A 15971-nucleotide genomic window follows, 5' to 3' on the forward strand; every position below is an offset into this window, starting at 1 on the left:
TCCGACTCCCTCGCGCGTTTCGGCTCGCGCCACCGCAGTCGATCGATTCTCTTTCCACATGAGCGACGTATCTCCGGGATCGTTCCGCCGACAACGACACCCTTCAGTGGCTTCAGGAACCCCATAATCAAGGCCCCCAGTCCCCAATCGACGGTCGACAGCGACCCATGCCCACCGCCCGCCGCACCGCGATCCTCGCCGTCCTCCTCGTAGCCGCGGGCTCGCTCGCGTTCGCGACGGGCGCGGCCGTCCTCGACGGCGAGGCCGACACCCTCGCCGACGACCGCGTGGCGATCCAGCCCGCGGACGGGCCGAACGGCAAGTACGCCTACCTGAACGAGGACGACGAGATCACGATCGACGTCTCGCCGTCGAACCCGAACCTCTCCGCCGACTTCGAGGGCGTCAACGTCGACTCGACCGGCCGGATCGACGACGTGTTCACGATCACCTACACCGCGAACGAGACGGCCGACGTCTGGATCGAGCACGCGGGCGAGAACCTGACGTTCACCACCGACGACGGCCCGATCGAGAACGAGTCGAACGCGGTCACCCTCGGGCCGGACGGCTCCGTCTCGGTCGGCCTCCGGTTCGACACGCGCGGCGCGGAGGCGGGCACGTACCTGAGCGGCGACGAGTTCGCGGTCCACGCGAACGTCACGGACCCGGCGTCGGCGGAGAACGCGGCGTTCACCGCCGAGGGCGACGACGACGCCGCCGGCCCGCGGGTCCTCGTCGCGGACGCGGGTCCGTCGGCGCGCGAACTCGAGGCGAGCGACGTCGACCCCGGTGACACGCTCCGGTTCGAGACGGACGGCATGTCGGTGAACGGCGGAGATCTCACGCTCGACCGGATCGACCTCCGCGGCGTCGCGACCCGGACCGTCCGCATGGACGCCGACGGAACCCCCGACCCGCTCCCCGAGGCCGGCCCGCTCGAGGCGGCACGGGACCCGGTGCCGCTCGGCTACCTCGCGCTCGAGTACGACTTCGATCCCGCCGAGGTCGACGAGATGGCGATCCGGTTCAGCGTCGACCGCGAGTACCTCGGCGACACCGACCCCGAGAACGTGGTCGTCTTCCGCCGGAGCGACGACGGCGACTGGGAGCCGCGCGAGACCGCGGTCCTCGACGAGGACGTCGTCGAGATCCGCGGGCTCTCCGAGGACCGAGTCCACTTCGTCGCGCGCACGACGGAGTTCTCGACGTTCGCGGTCGCGACCCACACCGACCGGATCGGGATCCGGAACGCCTCCACCGCCGACGAGGCCGTCGAGGCTGGAGCCGAGACGACCGTGACCGCGACCGTCGAGAACGCGGGCGGCGCGGCCGGCGAGCGAACCCTGGAACTCACCGCGGACGGCGGGACGCTCGACGACGAGGCGCTCGACTCCGAGACCGTGTCGCTCGATCCCGACGAGTCGACGACGGTCTCCTTCCCGGTCGAATTCGCGGAGAACGGCGCGTACGACCTCGCGGTCGACGGGACCTCGGCCGGGACCCTCCTCGTCGGCGACGGGACCGGATCGGGCGACGAGACGGCTCGGGCCGCCGCGGACGAGGGGAGCCAGCCCCAGCCCGACGCGGACGGCGGGAACGAGGTCTCCACGGACGGCGGGAGCCAGTCCGACGCGGAGGGGTCGGAAGCCTCCGAGCAGGACCCTCCGACCGAGGAGCCGGGCGGGTTCGGTATCCGGGAACTCGCGGGCGTGATGGGCGTACTCGCCGTGCTCCTCGGGTGGTTGGCGGTGATCCGCCGAATGCCGCGTTCCTGACCGCTCGCGGCGACAGGGATTTACTGTCGGCTGCCGCACGCGTAGTCGTGACGAACCGGTCGATCGACTCGAGCGTCCGTAGCCTGGATCCACCGCTTCGTGAGGTCCTTCTCTCGCGTACGCGCCCGGTCGACCTCCTCGTCCTGTCGGTCGTGCCGGCCGTTCTCCTCGCGACCTTCACGCTTCCGGAGACGACTCGGCGGTCGCTCGCGTTCGCGTACCACGACCCGACCGTGCTCACGGCGTTTTCCGCTCACTACGTCCACCTCGACGCCGATCATCTCCTCGCGAACGTCGCCGCATACGGGCTGCTCGCTGGCGTCGGCTACCTGCTGGCGATCGCGAGCGGACGCCGGCGGTTCTTTTTCACGGCGTTCTCGACGTTCGCTCTCGCGTTCCCGTTCGCGCTCTCCGCGCTGAACCTCGCGGTCCCGCGGCGTGCGATCGGCTTCGGCTTCTCCGGCATCAACATGGCCTTCTCGGGACTCCTGCCGCTTCTTCTCGCCGCGTTCGTCCACGCGAACCTCTCGGGACGCGGCGGGGGGTCCCCGGCTGGGCGAACGGTCCCGCTCTCCGGGTCCGTGCCGATCCGTCTCCTCCCGGCGACGTTCCTCGTCGTCGTCGGCTGGATCGGGGTGTTGGCGCTGCCGGCTTCGACCGAGTGGTCGGGGGTCGTCGGTCCCGGTATCCTCCTCGGGGGGCTACTTCTCGGCGCGGGCGGGGTCCTGTCGACCCCGCTGGAGCGTCGCCCCTCGCTTCGGGAGGGCCTCCGTCGGGTGGTCGACCGGCGGGGATACGGCGACCTCTTCGCCGTCGGCGCGACCCTGGCGGTCGCGTACCCGGTCGTCGGGTTCCCCGCCGAGCCGGCGGTCGAGGGCGGTGTGATCAACCTCTATGTCCACCTCCTCGGCTTCTGTCTCGCCTTCATCGGTCCGTACGTCCTGGTCGCGGGCGGCGTCTTCGACGACCGGACCTCCCGGTCCGAGGCCCCCGCCGACCTCCGAGTCGATTGACACGATCCGCGACTTTATTACGCGCCGACGATAGCGTTCTACCGAGCGCGGCCGTTTCCCGATCGACACATGTCACCTCGACGAATCCTCTCGGTCGGCGCACAGGTCGCGGCCGTCCTCGTGGTGCTCTCGCTCGTCGTCGGCCAGTTCCTCGGACAGCCCGTCCTCCTGAGCTTCGTCGAGACGGGGAGCATGCAGCCCACGCTCGCCCCCGGCGACGGGTTCGTCGCGATCCCCGCGCCGGTCGCCGGCGGGATCGGCGTCGGCGACGTCGTCACCTTCGACGCCCAGGAGATCCAGGGCGGCGGGCTGACAACCCACCGCGTCGTCGACGAGACCGAACGCGGGTACATCACGCAGGGGGACGACAACCCGTTCACCGACCAGGACGGCGGCGAGCCGGTCGTCCAGGAGGCGGACGTCGTCGCCAAGGCGCTCACCGTCGGCGGGAGCGTCGTGGTGATCCCCCACCTCGGGACGGTCGCCATGGCGTTCCAGTCCGGACTGGAGGGCGTCCAGACGTGGCTCGCGGTGACGTTCGGGATGCGGTCGCTCCAGGGCACCCAGGGACTCGCGTACCTCCTCTTCGGGCTCTCGGTCGTCGCGTACGCGGCCGACTGGCTGCTGACGGGGTCGACGCGCGACCGGCCGGAACGCGACCGCTCCCGCGACGACGGCACCTCGGTGACGTTCATCCTCGCCGTGCTCGCGCTCGTGTTGATGAGCACCGCGACCGCAGCGATGGTGGTTCCGGGGGGCACCCAGGAGTACGGCGTCGTCAGCGCGGAGTTCGAGTCCGACAACCCCACAGTGATCGAGCGGGGGACGAGCCAGGAGCTGGAGTACGTCGTCCCGAACGCCGGGCTCGTCCCCGTCCGGACGTACGTCGAGCCGGCCAGTCCGGGCGTGGCGGTCGAGCCGCAACGGGTCGCGGTCGGTCCCCGCGGCGAGGGGTCGACCACGGTGACGCTCACCGCGCCCGAGGAGACCGGCTACTACCGGATGTACGTCGTCGAGCACCGCTATCTTGCGGTGTTGCCGCCGGCGGTCATCGACGGCCTCCATCGGGTCCACCCGTGGGCGCCACTCGTCGCGATCAACGCCCTGCTCGGCGGCGGCATCCTCCTCACCGGCCTCCTCCTGCTCCGCGGGGAGCCGGCGCGGATCCGGAGCCGCGAGTCGCGCCGGAAGACCCCGCTTCACCGACGCCTCCTCCGTAAACTCTACTGACACCATGAGCACGTCCACAGCCCCCGACGAAAGCCGCCTGCGGCTTCGAGCGTTCCTCGACGCACAGTTCACCGTCCTCCTCGTCGTCTGTCTCCTCGTCGCCGCGGCGGGCGGAGCCGTCGTCTACACCACCCACGTCGAGCCCGGCACCGAGACGCAGACGCGGACCGTCTCCTCGTGGACCGTCGAGACCGAGTACGTCCACAGCGCGGAGGTGACGGAGCCGAGCCCCGTGTTCTCGATCGGCGACGAGCTGACGAACCGCGAGACGTACTTCGCGAGCGTCGCCCCCGAGCTCGACGTCGCGGCAGAGACCACCTACGCCGCCGACTCGGCGGAGTCCGTCGACGTGGCGGTCAACTCGACGCTCGTCGTGCGTAACGTCGGCGAGGAGGACGTCGTCTACTGGGAGCAACGCGAGCCGGTCGACTCGACGAACGCGACGGACGTCGAGCGGGGCGAGACGGTCTCGGCCCCGTTCACGCTCAACAGCACCGCGATCGACGAGCGGGTCGCGACGATCGAGGAGGAGCTTGGGGCCTCCCCCGGCGAGACGGAGACGTTCGTCGTCACCGACGTCGAGGTCGCCGGCACGCTCAACGGCGAGGAGGTCACGTACACGCGGTCGACCCAGTTCGGGATCAGCCACGAGGGGGCCACCTACACCGTCTCCGATCCGGGCGTCCAGTCCGACGGCGACGAACAGCAGGTCACCGAGACGGTCGAGCGGACCTACGGGCCGCTCCGGGGGATCGGCGGTCCGGCCCTCCTCGTCGTCGGTCTCCTCGGCACCGCGATCCTCGGGTACGTCCGGTACGAGGGACTCCTCCGAGTCACCGAGGCGGAGCGGGAGTACCTCTCGTTCCGCGACGATCGCTCGGAGTTCGGCGAGTGGATCACGCGAGTCCGACTCCCGCCCGAGGCGCACGAGCGGCCGGAGGCGCACGCCGACGACCTCCGGGACCTGGTCGATTTCGCCATCGACAACGACACCGGCGTCGTCGAGGACCCGAACACGGGCGCGTTCCACGCCGTCTCCGGCGAGTTCGTCTACACCTACCGACCCCCGCTCGCGCCCGCCGCCGGAAGTCTCGACGACTCGGGCGGGGACGGATCCGACGTGGGGGGTCCCGAGGAGGACGACGGGACCGAGGGGGGGCTGTTCACGCGGCCGCTTTTCGGCGGCGGATCGGACGGCGAGGGCCGTGAGATCGACGGCGACACCGGCGTCGACGGCGACGCTGAGAGCGCGGACGACGCGGACGGTCGCGTCGGCGACGACGCGTGATCGCGGGAAAGTAACCTACTTGAGTCCGGCCCGGTTAGGTCCGGCCGCAGTCCCGTGGTGTAGTGGCCAATCATAATGGCCTTTGGAGCCATTGACGGCGGTTCGAATCCGCCCGGGACTATTCGTGCTCACTTCGTTCGCACGGAATAGTCCCGACTCCGGATTCGAAGCAGGGAACGGAGCGAAGCGGAGTGACCGCGGTTCGAATCCGCCCGGGACTACTTTGCGCCGAACAAACTCGTGAGGCGCACATGTCCGCAGCGGTTCGAACCCAGAGGACGAGGGGGTCGCGTCCTCGCGATTCGAGTTCCGCTCGGACTCCGGAACGGTCGTTGACGTTCGTGCTCCCGGCGAGCCCGCGCCGGGCGTCCGGATGACGGATCGGTTTCCGGACTTCTCGCCGGTCGCGCTCGGCGACGTCGGCTTCGTCGGGCGTGTCAGGTCGGGGCTCGAACCGGTCGTCGACGTCGTGGCGCTTTCGGGGCTCGCCGTCCACGATTCACAACGACGGTGTTCCTGACGGGTCGTGTCGGTTGCGACGGCAACTCGTGCGGTACACGCCGAAACGGGCCACGGAACGTCGATCGAGCGTCGCGAAGATAATACGATCGCCGAGCGAGGTCCAATCCGGTGACGCACTGTGCTAAGCGCGGCCCTTGGCGGGCTCGTCTTTGCCCTTCTGCGTGACTTCGTTTGGCGGTGGTACACCAATCCGGATCTCCACCTCGCCGACTCAGCCGATCGAACCTCCGGGAGGATCGAAACGACGTGGGTGACTGGTCCTGTCGCGGGCCGTTCGTGAGCCGGGGCGCCGCCGCGAAGCGTTTCCGGCTCCAGTAAATATACTATCCCTGACGATTCTCATCGGGACGAATGTCGGCGCACGCTCATCCGTTGGGAACGGTCGAGGCGCTGAGTGACGGGGCGATAGATGGATTCGCGGCCGACCTCGACGGCGACCTCATTCTGCCGGACAGCGAGGAGTACGGGGACGCCCGCAACGTCTGGAACGGCCTGATAAACGAGTATCCGGCCGTCGTCTCCCGGGTCGCGAACGCGGGCGACGTGGCCCGATCGATCCGATTCGCCTGCGAGCACGGCCTCCGGATCGCGGTCCGCGGCGGCGCACACCATCAGGCCGGGAGCGCGGTCGTGAGCCAGGGGCTCGTCGTCGACCTCGCGGACATGGACGCGATCGACGTCGACCCCGAGGCGCGGGTGGCTCGTGTCGAGCCGGGCAACCGCGCCGAGGACGTGCTCGCGGCGACCCAGGAGTACGGGCTCGCGATGCCCACCGGCAGCGCGGGGGACGTGGGGATCGCCGGCTCCACGCTCGGCGGCGGCATCGGCTGGATCCGACGGAAACACGGGCTCGGGATCGACGCGCTCCGGAGCGTCGAGATCGTCACTGCCGACGGCGAGCGGCACAGGGCCTCCCCCGAGCGCAATCCGGACCTGTTCTGGGCGGTCCGCGGCGGCGGCGGCAACTTCGGAGTCGTGACCGAGTTCGAGTTCGACCTGTACGAGGTGGGGCCGATGGTCCAGGGCCTCGGCGTCTTCTACCCCGCAGACCTCGCCGAGGAGGTGATGGCCGTCCACCGCGAGGTCGTCTCGGACGCCCCCGCGGAGCTGACGACGATCCTGCTCGACGGCCACGTCCCGAACCTCCCGCCGATGCCCGACGAGATCGCCGGTACCGACGCGGTCGGCGTCCTCGGCGCGTACGCCGGCGACCCGGAGGCGGGCGCGGAGGCCGTCGCTCCGCTCCGCGAGGTCGACGAGCCGATCGTCGACATGAGCGACGTGATGCCCTACGAGGCGCTCCACGACCTGGGGTCACAGCTCTACCCGTGGGGTCGCAAGTACACCCACCGGTCGGTGTTCGTGGACGAACTCACCGACGAGATCCACGGGATCGTCCACGAGCGGACCGCGGCCGCGCCGACGCCGATGTCCGCCGTCGGGATCTGGCCGCTCGGCGGCAACGTCGGACACGGCCCCGACGCCGCCTACGCGTGGGCGGACGACGGGTACATGATCACCGTCGAGGGCAACTGGGAGACGGTCGAGAACCGACCCACGCTCGACTGGGCCGCCGAGACTGACCGGCTGCTGCGCGAGGCGGGCGGCGAGGGCGCGTACGCGGGCTTCACCGGCGTCGAGGAGCGCGACTGGGAGGACTGGGCGGCGCAGGTGTACGGCGACAGCTACGACCGGCTCGCCGCGATCAAAGCCGAGTACGACCCCGACAACGTGTTCAGCCGGAACGTCACCGTCGACCCCGACGACGCCTGACCCGTCGACGGGGGTCGACCCGGACTCGGGGGAACGACCGGAGAGCCGAACCGACCCGACCGGTCGAGGACCGATCGCGAAACCGACGCGAACCCGCATGACCGACCACGCGACTCGCGGATCGACTGACGAGCGCACTCTCGAGAAGCGGGTCCTCCTCGAGAACGAACTGCCGCCGGAGCTCCGACGAGCGATCCGGCGCCGCTCCGACGTCGCTCGAAACCCGCGCTCGCCGAGCGCGGGTGGTCCAACCCGGTGCGCGGTCCGCGAACGCGCCCGCGAGGGCGAACTCGCCCGGCTCCGCCGAGGGAGCCTCGCGTGGAACACGTGCCCGGCCGAACGTTTCCGCGTCGCGTTCTCGCTCAGACCAGTCGCTCGGCGATCCGAGCCGCGCCCTCGGCCGCCGCGGTCGCGGGGTCGTCCGGGGCGACGACCTCGACGTCGCGGTCGAGTTCGGCCGAGAGCCGCTTCTCGAACTCCTCGACGAGTCCGGGGATACACGCCATGCCGCCGGTGACGGCGATCGGGCGGCCCAACGCGAGCTGGTAGGGTTTCATGTGGTCGTTCGCGAGTTCGGGGAGGAACTCGTTTGCCACGACGTCGACCGCGTCGTCGATGTAGCGGTCGACGGGGTCGCGGACGCCGCGATCGACGGTGAACTCGTGGCTCCCGCCGCCGGGCTGTTGGACCACGTCCGTGAACGGCTCGAAGTCGTACACGTCGGCGTGTCCTTCTTTGTACTCGCGGGCGGTCGTCCGATCGATGTGGACCCGACCCTGACTCTCCTCCTCGACGGCGGCGACGATCCAGCGGTCGACCTCGTTGCCCGTCACCGAGCCGGTCGAGAACGGCGAGAGCTGCTCGCCGCGGCGGTACGCACACGCCTCGAGCGTCGTCGAGCCCATGTTGACGGAGACGAACACCTCGTCTATCGCGTCGAGCCCGTCGCCGTAGGCGGGGATGGCCCCGCAGAGCGACTCGGGGAAGCTCCGGACCGCGGCCTCGCCGACGCTCGAGCCCTCGATGACCGCCTCGAGGTTCTCGACGCCCGCCTCGTTGTCGATGGTCGGCACCGCGTAGACGACCGCGCTGTTTTCGGGGACGTCGTGGGCGTCCACGACCGCCTCGAAGAACGCTTCAGCGTCGGCGACGCCGTCGTCGTTCTCGGGGAGTCCCGATCGGAGCATGAACCGCACCGAGTCGGGGTACTCGACGGCGGCGTCGTGGCCGAAAAGCGCCTTCTCCTCGCCCGTGATGGCGTCCTCGTAGGTCGCCAGACAGGTGAGCGTCGAGTGTCGCTCGCGGCCGTCGCGCTCGTCGGGGAGATCGAGCACCGTTCGAGTGCTTCCGAGTTTCACCCCGACGGCGGTCGGGGCGTTCTGGTCGTCGGCGTTCGTCGTGGTGGATTCTGCGTCGCTCATTGTTCACTCGCACACGAGACGATCCGGACGACGGAGACGAGGCTGATCCGATGGTCGGCGGGGGAGAAGGGCCGGTCGCGTCGGGGCGCGTCGAAGCCGGCGAGCCGGCGTTCCAACGCGTCCGCGACCGCCGGCGCGATCCACCCGAGCTCGGCGTAGTACGACAGCGCGTCGCGGCTCCGCAGGTGGCCGCCGACGTCGACGAGGTAGCCGAGCCAGTCGGCGATCTCCCGCTCCGCTTCGGGCACGCTCGGTACGGATCGCAGGTAGGGACGCTCCCCGCCGTCGACCCGCCGCAGCCCGCGTTGCCGCCGGAGGACCTCCCGGAACGCGGCCGAGCGAGCCGCCTGTTCGGCGCGGTTCCGGTTCGGTCGACGAAGTCGCCGCTCCCGAGGCGCTTCGTTCACGCCGCCCCGCGTTCCCGCGAGCCGGCGCAGTTCCCGTACGTCGTATCTCCGTGGGTTCAGACTCATTGTCCGTCCGTCCGTCGTTCGCGTCCGTACCCGAACGCTTCCCACCGACGTATATGAGCGTTCGTGCGCAGTTATCACCCCTGAGAAACTACCACGCGTCTCGACGCCCCGTTCGAGAGACGATCCGCCGGGCGACGGCGACGCTCCCGGCCGCGAGCGCGGCCCCGGCGATCACGTCCGTCGCCCAGTGGGTCCCGAGGTACATGGTCGCGACCACGATGCTGCCCGCGAGCAGGCCCGCAACGGGGGTCCACCGCGGGAACTCCTCGTGCGTCGAGACCGCGACGAGGAGGACGGTCACCGACAGCGCCGTGTGAAGCGACGGGAACACGTTCGTCTCGACGTTCACCCGCGCCGTGAGCCGCGTCACCTCCGGGAACGCCTCGAGCAGCGGTGCCTCGACCCGTGCCGCGTCCGGGTCGGCGCCGGGGAGCCGGTGGTAGTTGCGCGGTCCGTACGCCAACACCGCGCCGTAACAGACGATCGCGACGGCGTAGTTGACCGCGTACGCCGCCACCAGCGTCTTCAGTGGTCGGGGGTTCGACGCGAACAGGTACGCCACGAACGGGAAGACGAGCACCACGACGTACCCGAACACGTACATCGGTCCGAAGTAGTAGAGCCCCCAGTCGGGCAGGGTCGCCTGGAGGGTCGCGACGAAGTCTCCCTCGACGGCGTAGAACCACTCCGTCGGGCGGAGCCCGTGTCGTCGGGAGAACGCCTCGATCCGATCGAGGAGTCCCTTGTTGAGCAACAACACGACCGCCAGTCCGCCCACGTACGGGGCGGCGACGCGGAGCCGCCGCCGGAGTCGGTCGCGGTCGGCGACGACCGACCGGACCCGGTCGAGCCCGACGCACGCCGGGAGCAGAAGGGCGAAACACGCGAGGGTGATCCCCGCGACGAGCGCCGCGAGCACCGCGAAGAGCATGGTCTGCCGGGATTACGATCGCGACGGTTTCACTGCTCCGCCTCCGGCGGGACGGACCGGTATCGACCCGGTGGCCCGGACGGCCGTCCCGACCCGGTGGTCCGTTCGAGGGCGGGCGTCTACTCCCCGTCGCTCCACGGCAGCGGCTCCGTACACCAGTGACAGAAGTCGAGTTCGGCGTCGGTCTCCCGCCCGCAGTGGGGACACTCGAGTCGGGTCGGCCCGCCGCCGTCCGAATCGACGCCTCCGGGACCGGCGCTCCCGTCGTCGCCCTCCTCGGCCGGGTGCCGCCGGACGGCCGCCGCGAGCGCGGCGTCCCGATCCGCCTCCGCGGCCTCCGAGCGCGCGACGAGGTACGCGTCCACCGCCGAGAGGCCGACCAGGACCGAGATCGGCAGGGCGACCCCCGCCGGCACCGCGGCCGCGACGTCGGCGAGCGACCCGCTGAGATCGATCGGGCCCGCGTCCGAGAGACTGTACAGCGCGACCGCTCCGCCGAGGACGGTCACGTGCCACACGATCGCTCGCCCGAACCGCCCCAGGAACGCGTGTCCCAGGCCGGGGACGAACGTCGCCAGGAGGGCGGCGATCGGCGCTCGGAGACGGCCTCGCATGTCGAACGCTTCTCGAGGCCGCTACTTACCCGCTACGGTGTCGGACGGGCGCGGATGACAACGATTAATCGAGGGCTCCGCGTGCGACGATCCATGAACGGGAAGCGGGCGACCGCGTTCGTCCCCGGCCACGTCACCGCCTTCTTCAGCGCGCACCCGGCGGCGGATCCGGCCGCCGCGGGCTCGCGCGGCGCCGGACTCACCCTCTCCGACGGCGTCGACGTGACGGTCGAACCGATCGGCGACGCTTCCGACCCGACCGACGACGCCGACGACTGGTCCGCCGCGGACGACGATGCGGCCGCGGCGATCACCCTCGACGGCTCGCCGGCGGCGATCGGCGCGGTCGCGGACGTGCTGGCCGCACTCGGCGTGCGGGCGCGGGTCGAACTCGAGACCGACCTCCCGCTCGGGGCGGGGTTCGGCGTCTCGGGGGCGGCGGCGCTGGGAACCGCGCTCGCCGCCAACGCGGCCGCCGACCGGGGGCGCACCGAGAACGAGCTCGTCCGGATCGCCCACGAGGCCGAGGTCGAACGCGGAACCGGGCTCGGCGACGTGGTCGCACAGGCCCGCGGCGGACTCCCGATCCGGCTGGAGCCGGGCGCGCCGGGCCACGGCGAGCTCGACGGGATCCCCGCGAACGCCCGCGTCGAGTACGTCACCTTCGGCGAGCTGTCGACCGAGGAAGTGCTCGCCGGCGACACCGCCGCGCTCACCGCGGCCGGCGAGCGGGCCCTCTCCCGGCTCCGTGCGGACCCGCGGCTCCCCACGCTGATGGACGCCTCCCGCGAGTTCGCGGAGCGGGCGGATCTCCTCGTCCCCGAGGTCGCGAAGGCGATCGAGGCGGTGGACCGCTCCGGCGATCGGGACCCGGAATCCGACCGATCCGGCGGCTCCGCGGCGATGGCGATGCTCGGCCGCACCGTCTTCGCGCTCGGAACCGATCTCTCCGACGCCGGCTACGATCCCGCCGTCTGTCACACGCATCCCGCGGGCGCGCAGCTGACCGGCTGCGACTGACCGAGCGAGAGCGGTAACCGCCGCGACCGACCGCGTCCGGCGTCGACGACGGCCCTCTCCGGCGTCAGTCCGTTCGCGCCGTCGCCGGACGCCGCGCGTCGAGGTGGTCGCGGGCCGCCTCGGCGATCACCTCGCCCGGACCGCGGACGCAGTCGCGGCGCAGGTCCGGGTAGTGGCCGTCGACGAGCCCCTCGACGATCTCTTCGGCCTCGAGCGCGCGCTCGATCGGCTCGCCGCGGAGCGCCTCCGAGACCATGCTCGCGACCGCGGTGCTCACCGCGCAGCTCTCGCTCTCGAAGCCGATGTCGGCGACGGTTCCGTCGTCGTCGATCTCCACGAAGAACTCGCCGTCGTCGCCACAGGAGGTCTCCGCCGAGTGTTTCGTGAACGTCGGATCGGCGATCGAACCCGCGTTCCGCGGCGCGCGGTAGTGGTCGGCGAAGCGGTCGTGGAAGCGGTCGGAGGCGACGAGGTCGTCGCGGTGCTGCCGGGCGTTCTCCAGCGCGTCGATCAGGGCGTCGACCTCCCGCTCCGTGTTGTAGACGTAAAACGAGGCCCGCACGGAGCCGGGGATCTCGAGCCGGTCGTGGAGCGGCTGGGTACAGTGGTCGCCGGCGCGGACGGCGATTCCGCGGTCGTTCAGCACCGACGAGAGGTCGTGGCCGTGGACGCCGTCGACGTTGAACGAGACGAGCCCGGAGCGCTCCTCGCCGCGCGGGACGCCGTAGACGGCCACGTCGTCGCGCTCCTCCAGTCGCCGCATCGCGTACTGGGCGAGGTCGTTCTCGTGGGCGGCGACGGCGTCCATCCCGATCTCGTCGAGGTAGTCGGCGGCGGCCGCGAGCGCGATCCCCTCGGCTATCGGCGGCGTCCCGGCCTCGAACTTCCAGGGCGGCCGGTTCCACGTCGCCCCCTCGAAGGTGACGTGGCGGATCATCTCGCCGCCGTAGAGGAACGGCTCCATCTCCTCGAGGACGTGCCGTTTCCCGTAGAGCACGCCGATCCCGGTCGGGCCGGCCATCTTGTGGCCCGAGAAGGCGAGGAAGTCGGCGTCGAGCGCCTCTACGTCGACCGGGCGGTTCGGAACCGACTGCGCCCCGTCGACGAAGACGAGCGCGCCGTGGTCGTGCGCGAGGTCGGCGAGGTCGGCGACGGGGTTCACCGTGCCGAGGACGTTCGAGACGTGCGCCACCGACAGCATCCGGGTGTCGTCGTCGATCACCTCGGCCGCGTGCTCCATGTCGAGGTGACCCTCCTCGTCGACGCGGACGTACCGGATCTCCGCGCCGGTCCGGCGGGCGACCTGCTGCCAGGTGACGAGCGAGGCGTGGTGTTCCATCTCGGTGACGACCACGTTGTCGCCGGGTTCGAACTCCTCCATGCCGAACCCGTAGGCGACGAGGTTCACCGCCTCCGTGGCGTTCTTCGTGAAGACGATCTCCTCGAGTCCGCCGCTCGCGCCGACGAACTCCGCGATCCGCTCGTGTGCCTCCTCGTAGGCGATCGACGCCTCGTGGCTCAGCCCGTGGATCCCGCGGTGGACGTTGGCGTTGTACTCCTCGTAGTACTCGCGGAACACGTCGTACACCTGCGTGGGCGTCTGGGTCGTCGCGGCGTTGTCGAGGTAGACGAGCGGCTCGCCGTCGACCTCCCGGTCCAGTATCGGGAAGTCGTCTCGAACGTGTGCGGGGTCGGCCATACCGGCAACAGATACCAGTCGTACAATAAGTTTCGGGGTGAGGAGATGGCCGCTCCCGTTACCGATCGGGAGTTACCCCGTGCCCTGGGCCGCCGATGTCGTGTACCGGACCCTCGCCACTCTCGACGACGTCCTCCGCCAACAGTCGGTTGCCGTCGAGGTCGACGTACGAGAACGACCCCAGCCCGGCGACGACGTGGGCGCTGGTGTGGATGCCGACCGAACTCTCCAACATACAGCCGACCATCAGATCGAGGTCCGCGCCGTTCGCGATGGCGGCGATCTCCGCGACCGCGAGCGGGCCGGACTTTCCCAGCTTGACGTTGACGACGTCGGCCGCCTCCTCCCGGACGACGCGGACCGCGTCCTGTGGCGTGAAGACGGTCTCGTCGGCCGCGACGGGGACGTCGATGCGACGGCGCGCGTCCGCGAGCCCCGCGAGGTCGCTCGCCGGAACGGGCTGTTCGATCAGATCGAGGCGTATCCCCCGCTGGGCGACGCGGTCCGCGAACAGCGCCGTCTCCTTCGGACTCCACCCCTGGTTGGCGTCGACCTTCAGCGCGGCGTCCGGCGCGGTCTCCCGTATCGCGGCCACCCGCTCGACGTCCGCGTCCAGGTCGGTTCCCGTCTTGATCTTCAGGTGTTCGTACCCCGCGTCGACCGCCTCCTCGGCTCGTCTCCTGGCGGCCGCCGGCTCGACGATGGGGATCGTCATGTCCGTCTCGACGGGCGAGGGCGTGCCGCCGAAGAGCTCCGAGAGCGCGATATCCCGCTCCCGACAGAACGCGTCGAGGATCGCCGTTTCGACCGCGAACGTCGCCGAGACGGCTCCGGGGAACGTGTTCCGCAGCTCCGCCACGACGCTTCGGTACTCGCCGACGGGCCGGTCCTCGACGACGTCCGCGGCGGCACGCGCCGTCGCGACCGCTGCCTCACGCGTCTCCCCGGTCACCGGCGGAAGGGGGGACCCCTCGCCGTACCCCTTCACGCCCTCCTCGGTCTCGACCGTGACGAGCACGTTCGAGGCCTCGTGTTGAACGCCGAGCGAGATCTCGAACGGCTCGGAGAGGGGGAGGTCGAGCGGTTCCACGGCGAGGTCGACGACGGTACTCACGTTCCACCTCCCGTCGCGCCGGTCGAAGCCTCCGGTTCCAGGGCGTCCCGAACCGCGCCGAGGAGCTCCTTCGCGCCGCCTTCGTCGTAGACGTTCGCGACCGGGTACTCGTGACGATCGCGCTCCGCTTCGGGATCTCCCCAGGTCGAGATCCCGGCGACGGTAGCGTCGGAGAGCGTTTCGACGAGTTCGGCCTCCCGCTCGACGCCGTCGACCCGAAACCGGTCGAAGTGTGTCCGTCGGACTCGAGCCGGGTCGTCGGCGAGGACGACCGCGTCGGGCCACGACCCGTGGAGGACGCCGAGCGTGACGCTGGAGTACGCGCGGTGGGTGAGCGACGCCTGCCCCTCCACGAAGACGAGGTCGTGTTCCGCTCCCACCGACATCACCATGTCCTCGACGACCCCGCCCGTGAAGTCGGCGGGGACGCGGTCGACCACGACCCCCTCGTGCGCGCCGACCATGATCCCGGTCTGTCCGGTGGCGACCCAGCCGGCGTCGAGGTCGGCCTCGCGGGCCGCCTGATAGAGTTCGAACGTCGTCGTGCGCTTGCCGACCGCACAGTCGGTTCCGAGCGTGAGAACCACGTCGGCGTCGACGTCGTCGACCGACCCGTCCCCGACGCGGAGCGCGTCCTCCCTGGGGGGCTTCCGTACGTCGAGGATTCGGGCGCCGTGCCCGTCGGCTACCCCCGACCAGCGTTCGTCGTCGCCGAGGAAGTGGTGGAGCCCGCTCACGACGTCACAGCCCGCGCGAAGGGCGTCCTCGATGTCCCCGATCCACGCGTCGGGGAGCTGTCCTCCCGCCGGCGCGACGCCGATGACGAGTGCCTCGGCTTCCGGAGCGATGTCGAGGGCGTCGGCCACGCACTCCACGATCGGAATCTCGGGTGCGTCGCGTTTCTCGAGGACTTCGGCCGGCGTCCGTCCCGCCGTCCCCGAGTCGACTACCGCCCGGACGTCGAACACCTCGCTGTGTGTGACGACTCCGTTTGCCGTCTTCCCGCCGTTCTTCCCGAACTCTCCCTCGGCGAGGACGATGGCGGGAGCCGGGACGTCGAACGTGTCTCGAAGGTTCATCGGATACGAGACGGTC

Annotated in this window: 14 protein-coding genes and 1 tRNA gene; 8 read left to right on the forward strand and 7 right to left on the reverse strand. The window is 70.6% G+C overall.

Features of this window, described 5'->3' with window-relative positions:
• Nucleotides 1-167: 167 nt before the first annotated feature.
• From NO889_RS08935 to NO889_RS08965, 7 genes are all read left to right on the forward strand, one after another.
• Complete coding sequence (locus tag NO889_RS08935) at nucleotides 168-1778, forward strand: DUF1102 domain-containing protein (RefSeq protein ID WP_256411914.1); 1611 nt, start codon at nucleotides 168-170, stop codon at nucleotides 1776-1778.
• A 47-nt stretch (nucleotides 1779-1825) separates the two neighbouring features.
• Nucleotides 1826-2791 (forward strand): hypothetical protein, encoded by a 966-nt coding sequence (locus tag NO889_RS08940; protein WP_256411915.1) that lies wholly within the window; start codon nucleotides 1826-1828, stop codon nucleotides 2789-2791.
• 69 nt (nucleotides 2792-2860) lie between these two features.
• Nucleotides 2861-4021 (forward strand): signal peptidase I, encoded by a 1161-nt coding sequence (locus NO889_RS08945; protein WP_256411916.1) that lies wholly within the window; start codon nucleotides 2861-2863, stop codon nucleotides 4019-4021.
• A 4-nt stretch (nucleotides 4022-4025) separates the two neighbouring features.
• Entirely contained in the window at nucleotides 4026-5309 is a 1284-nt protein-coding gene (locus NO889_RS08950) for a DUF5305 domain-containing protein (RefSeq protein WP_256411917.1), read from the forward strand.
• 48 nt (nucleotides 5310-5357) lie between these two features.
• A tRNA-Gln gene (locus NO889_RS08955) sits at nucleotides 5358-5430 on the forward strand.
• A gap of 252 nt (nucleotides 5431-5682) precedes the next feature.
• Nucleotides 5683-5829, forward strand: a complete 147-nt coding sequence (locus tag NO889_RS08960; protein ID WP_256411918.1) for a hypothetical protein — start codon at nucleotides 5683-5685, stop codon at nucleotides 5827-5829.
• Between the two features lie 353 nt (nucleotides 5830-6182).
• Nucleotides 6183-7604: an FAD-binding oxidoreductase gene (locus tag NO889_RS08965; RefSeq protein ID WP_256411919.1), complete on the forward strand. Its 1422-nt coding sequence runs from the start codon at nucleotides 6183-6185 to the stop codon at nucleotides 7602-7604.
• Between the two features lie 362 nt (nucleotides 7605-7966).
• On the opposite strand, the gene NO889_RS08970 is transcribed toward NO889_RS08965, so the two are convergent.
• The 4 genes from NO889_RS08970 to NO889_RS08985 all read right to left on the reverse strand — a co-directional run bounded on the left by NO889_RS08970 (nucleotide 7967) and on the right by NO889_RS08985 (nucleotide 11043).
• Nucleotides 7967-9025, reverse strand: a complete 1059-nt coding sequence (locus NO889_RS08970) for an actin-like salactin (RefSeq protein ID WP_256411920.1) — start codon at nucleotides 9023-9025, stop codon at nucleotides 7967-7969.
• The gene (locus NO889_RS08975; protein WP_256411921.1) at nucleotides 9022-9498 is read right to left on the reverse strand and encodes a FlaD/FlaE family flagellar protein; all 477 of its coding nucleotides are present in this window, start codon (nucleotides 9496-9498) and stop codon (nucleotides 9022-9024) included. The genes NO889_RS08970 and NO889_RS08975 overlap by 4 nt, the downstream gene beginning before the upstream one ends.
• 88 nt (nucleotides 9499-9586) lie before the next feature.
• Complete coding sequence (locus NO889_RS08980; RefSeq protein WP_256411922.1) at nucleotides 9587-10429, reverse strand: phosphatase PAP2 family protein; 843 nt, start codon at nucleotides 10427-10429, stop codon at nucleotides 9587-9589.
• Between the two features lie 119 nt (nucleotides 10430-10548).
• On the reverse strand, nucleotides 10549-11043 hold the full coding sequence (locus NO889_RS08985; protein ID WP_256411923.1) for a zinc ribbon domain-containing protein: 495 nt from the start codon (nucleotides 11041-11043) through the stop codon (nucleotides 10549-10551).
• A 93-nt stretch (nucleotides 11044-11136) separates the two neighbouring features.
• Here NO889_RS08985 and NO889_RS08990 point away from each other — a divergent pair, with 93 nt between their 5' ends.
• Entirely contained in the window at nucleotides 11137-12063 is a 927-nt protein-coding gene (locus tag NO889_RS08990; RefSeq protein ID WP_256411924.1) for a pantoate kinase, read from the forward strand.
• A gap of 64 nt (nucleotides 12064-12127) precedes the next feature.
• Here NO889_RS08990 and NO889_RS08995 read toward each other — a convergent pair whose 3' ends face one another.
• The 3 genes from NO889_RS08995 to NO889_RS09005 are packed head-to-tail and all read right to left on the reverse strand — an operon-like array spanning nucleotide 12128 to nucleotide 15955.
• The gene (locus tag NO889_RS08995) at nucleotides 12128-13762 is read right to left on the reverse strand and encodes a SufS family cysteine desulfurase (RefSeq protein WP_256411925.1); all 1635 of its coding nucleotides are present in this window, start codon (nucleotides 13760-13762) and stop codon (nucleotides 12128-12130) included.
• Nucleotides 13763-13820: 58 nt separating this feature from the next.
• The gene (locus tag NO889_RS16445; RefSeq protein WP_256411926.1) at nucleotides 13821-14876 is read right to left on the reverse strand and encodes a dipeptide epimerase; all 1056 of its coding nucleotides are present in this window, start codon (nucleotides 14874-14876) and stop codon (nucleotides 13821-13823) included.
• Nucleotides 14873-15955, reverse strand: coding sequence for a DUF1611 domain-containing protein (locus NO889_RS09005; protein ID WP_256411927.1), 1083 nt, complete (start codon nucleotides 15953-15955; stop codon nucleotides 14873-14875). The genes NO889_RS16445 and NO889_RS09005 overlap by 4 nt, the downstream gene beginning before the upstream one ends.
• Between the last annotated feature and the right edge of the window lie 16 nt (nucleotides 15956-15971).

The organism is Halorubrum rubrum (genome assembly GCF_024494685.1).
Taxonomy (GTDB): domain Archaea; phylum Halobacteriota; class Halobacteria; order Halobacteriales; family Haloferacaceae; genus Halorubrum; species Halorubrum rubrum.

Excerpts from the sequence above, each read along its gene's own strand:
- NO889_RS08935 (WP_256411914.1), top strand. The coding sequence starts at position 168 with ATGCCCACCGCCCGCCGCACCGCGATCCTCGCCGTCCTCCTCGTAGCC.
- NO889_RS08945 (WP_256411916.1), top strand. The coding sequence starts at position 2,861 with ATGTCACCTCGACGAATCCTCTCGGTCGGCGCACAGGTCGCGGCCGTC.
- NO889_RS08950 (WP_256411917.1), top strand. The coding sequence starts at position 4,026 with ATGAGCACGTCCACAGCCCCCGACGAAAGCCGCCTGCGGCTTCGAGCG.
- NO889_RS08960 (WP_256411918.1), top strand. The coding sequence starts at position 5,683 with ATGACGGATCGGTTTCCGGACTTCTCGCCGGTCGCGCTCGGCGACGTC.
- NO889_RS08965 (WP_256411919.1), top strand. The coding sequence starts at position 6,183 with ATGTCGGCGCACGCTCATCCGTTGGGAACGGTCGAGGCGCTGAGTGAC.
- NO889_RS08970 (WP_256411920.1), bottom strand. The coding sequence starts at position 9,025 with ATGAGCGACGCAGAATCCACCACGACGAACGCCGACGACCAGAACGCC.
- NO889_RS08975 (WP_256411921.1), bottom strand. The coding sequence starts at position 9,498 with ATGAGTCTGAACCCACGGAGATACGACGTACGGGAACTGCGCCGGCTC.
- NO889_RS08980 (WP_256411922.1), bottom strand. The coding sequence starts at position 10,429 with ATGCTCTTCGCGGTGCTCGCGGCGCTCGTCGCGGGGATCACCCTCGCG.
- NO889_RS08985 (WP_256411923.1), bottom strand. The coding sequence starts at position 11,043 with ATGCGAGGCCGTCTCCGAGCGCCGATCGCCGCCCTCCTGGCGACGTTC.
- NO889_RS08990 (WP_256411924.1), top strand. The coding sequence starts at position 11,137 with ATGAACGGGAAGCGGGCGACCGCGTTCGTCCCCGGCCACGTCACCGCC.
- NO889_RS08995 (WP_256411925.1), bottom strand. The coding sequence starts at position 13,762 with ATGGCCGACCCCGCACACGTTCGAGACGACTTCCCGATACTGGACCGG.
- NO889_RS09005 (WP_256411927.1), bottom strand. The coding sequence starts at position 15,955 with ATGAACCTTCGAGACACGTTCGACGTCCCGGCTCCCGCCATCGTCCTC.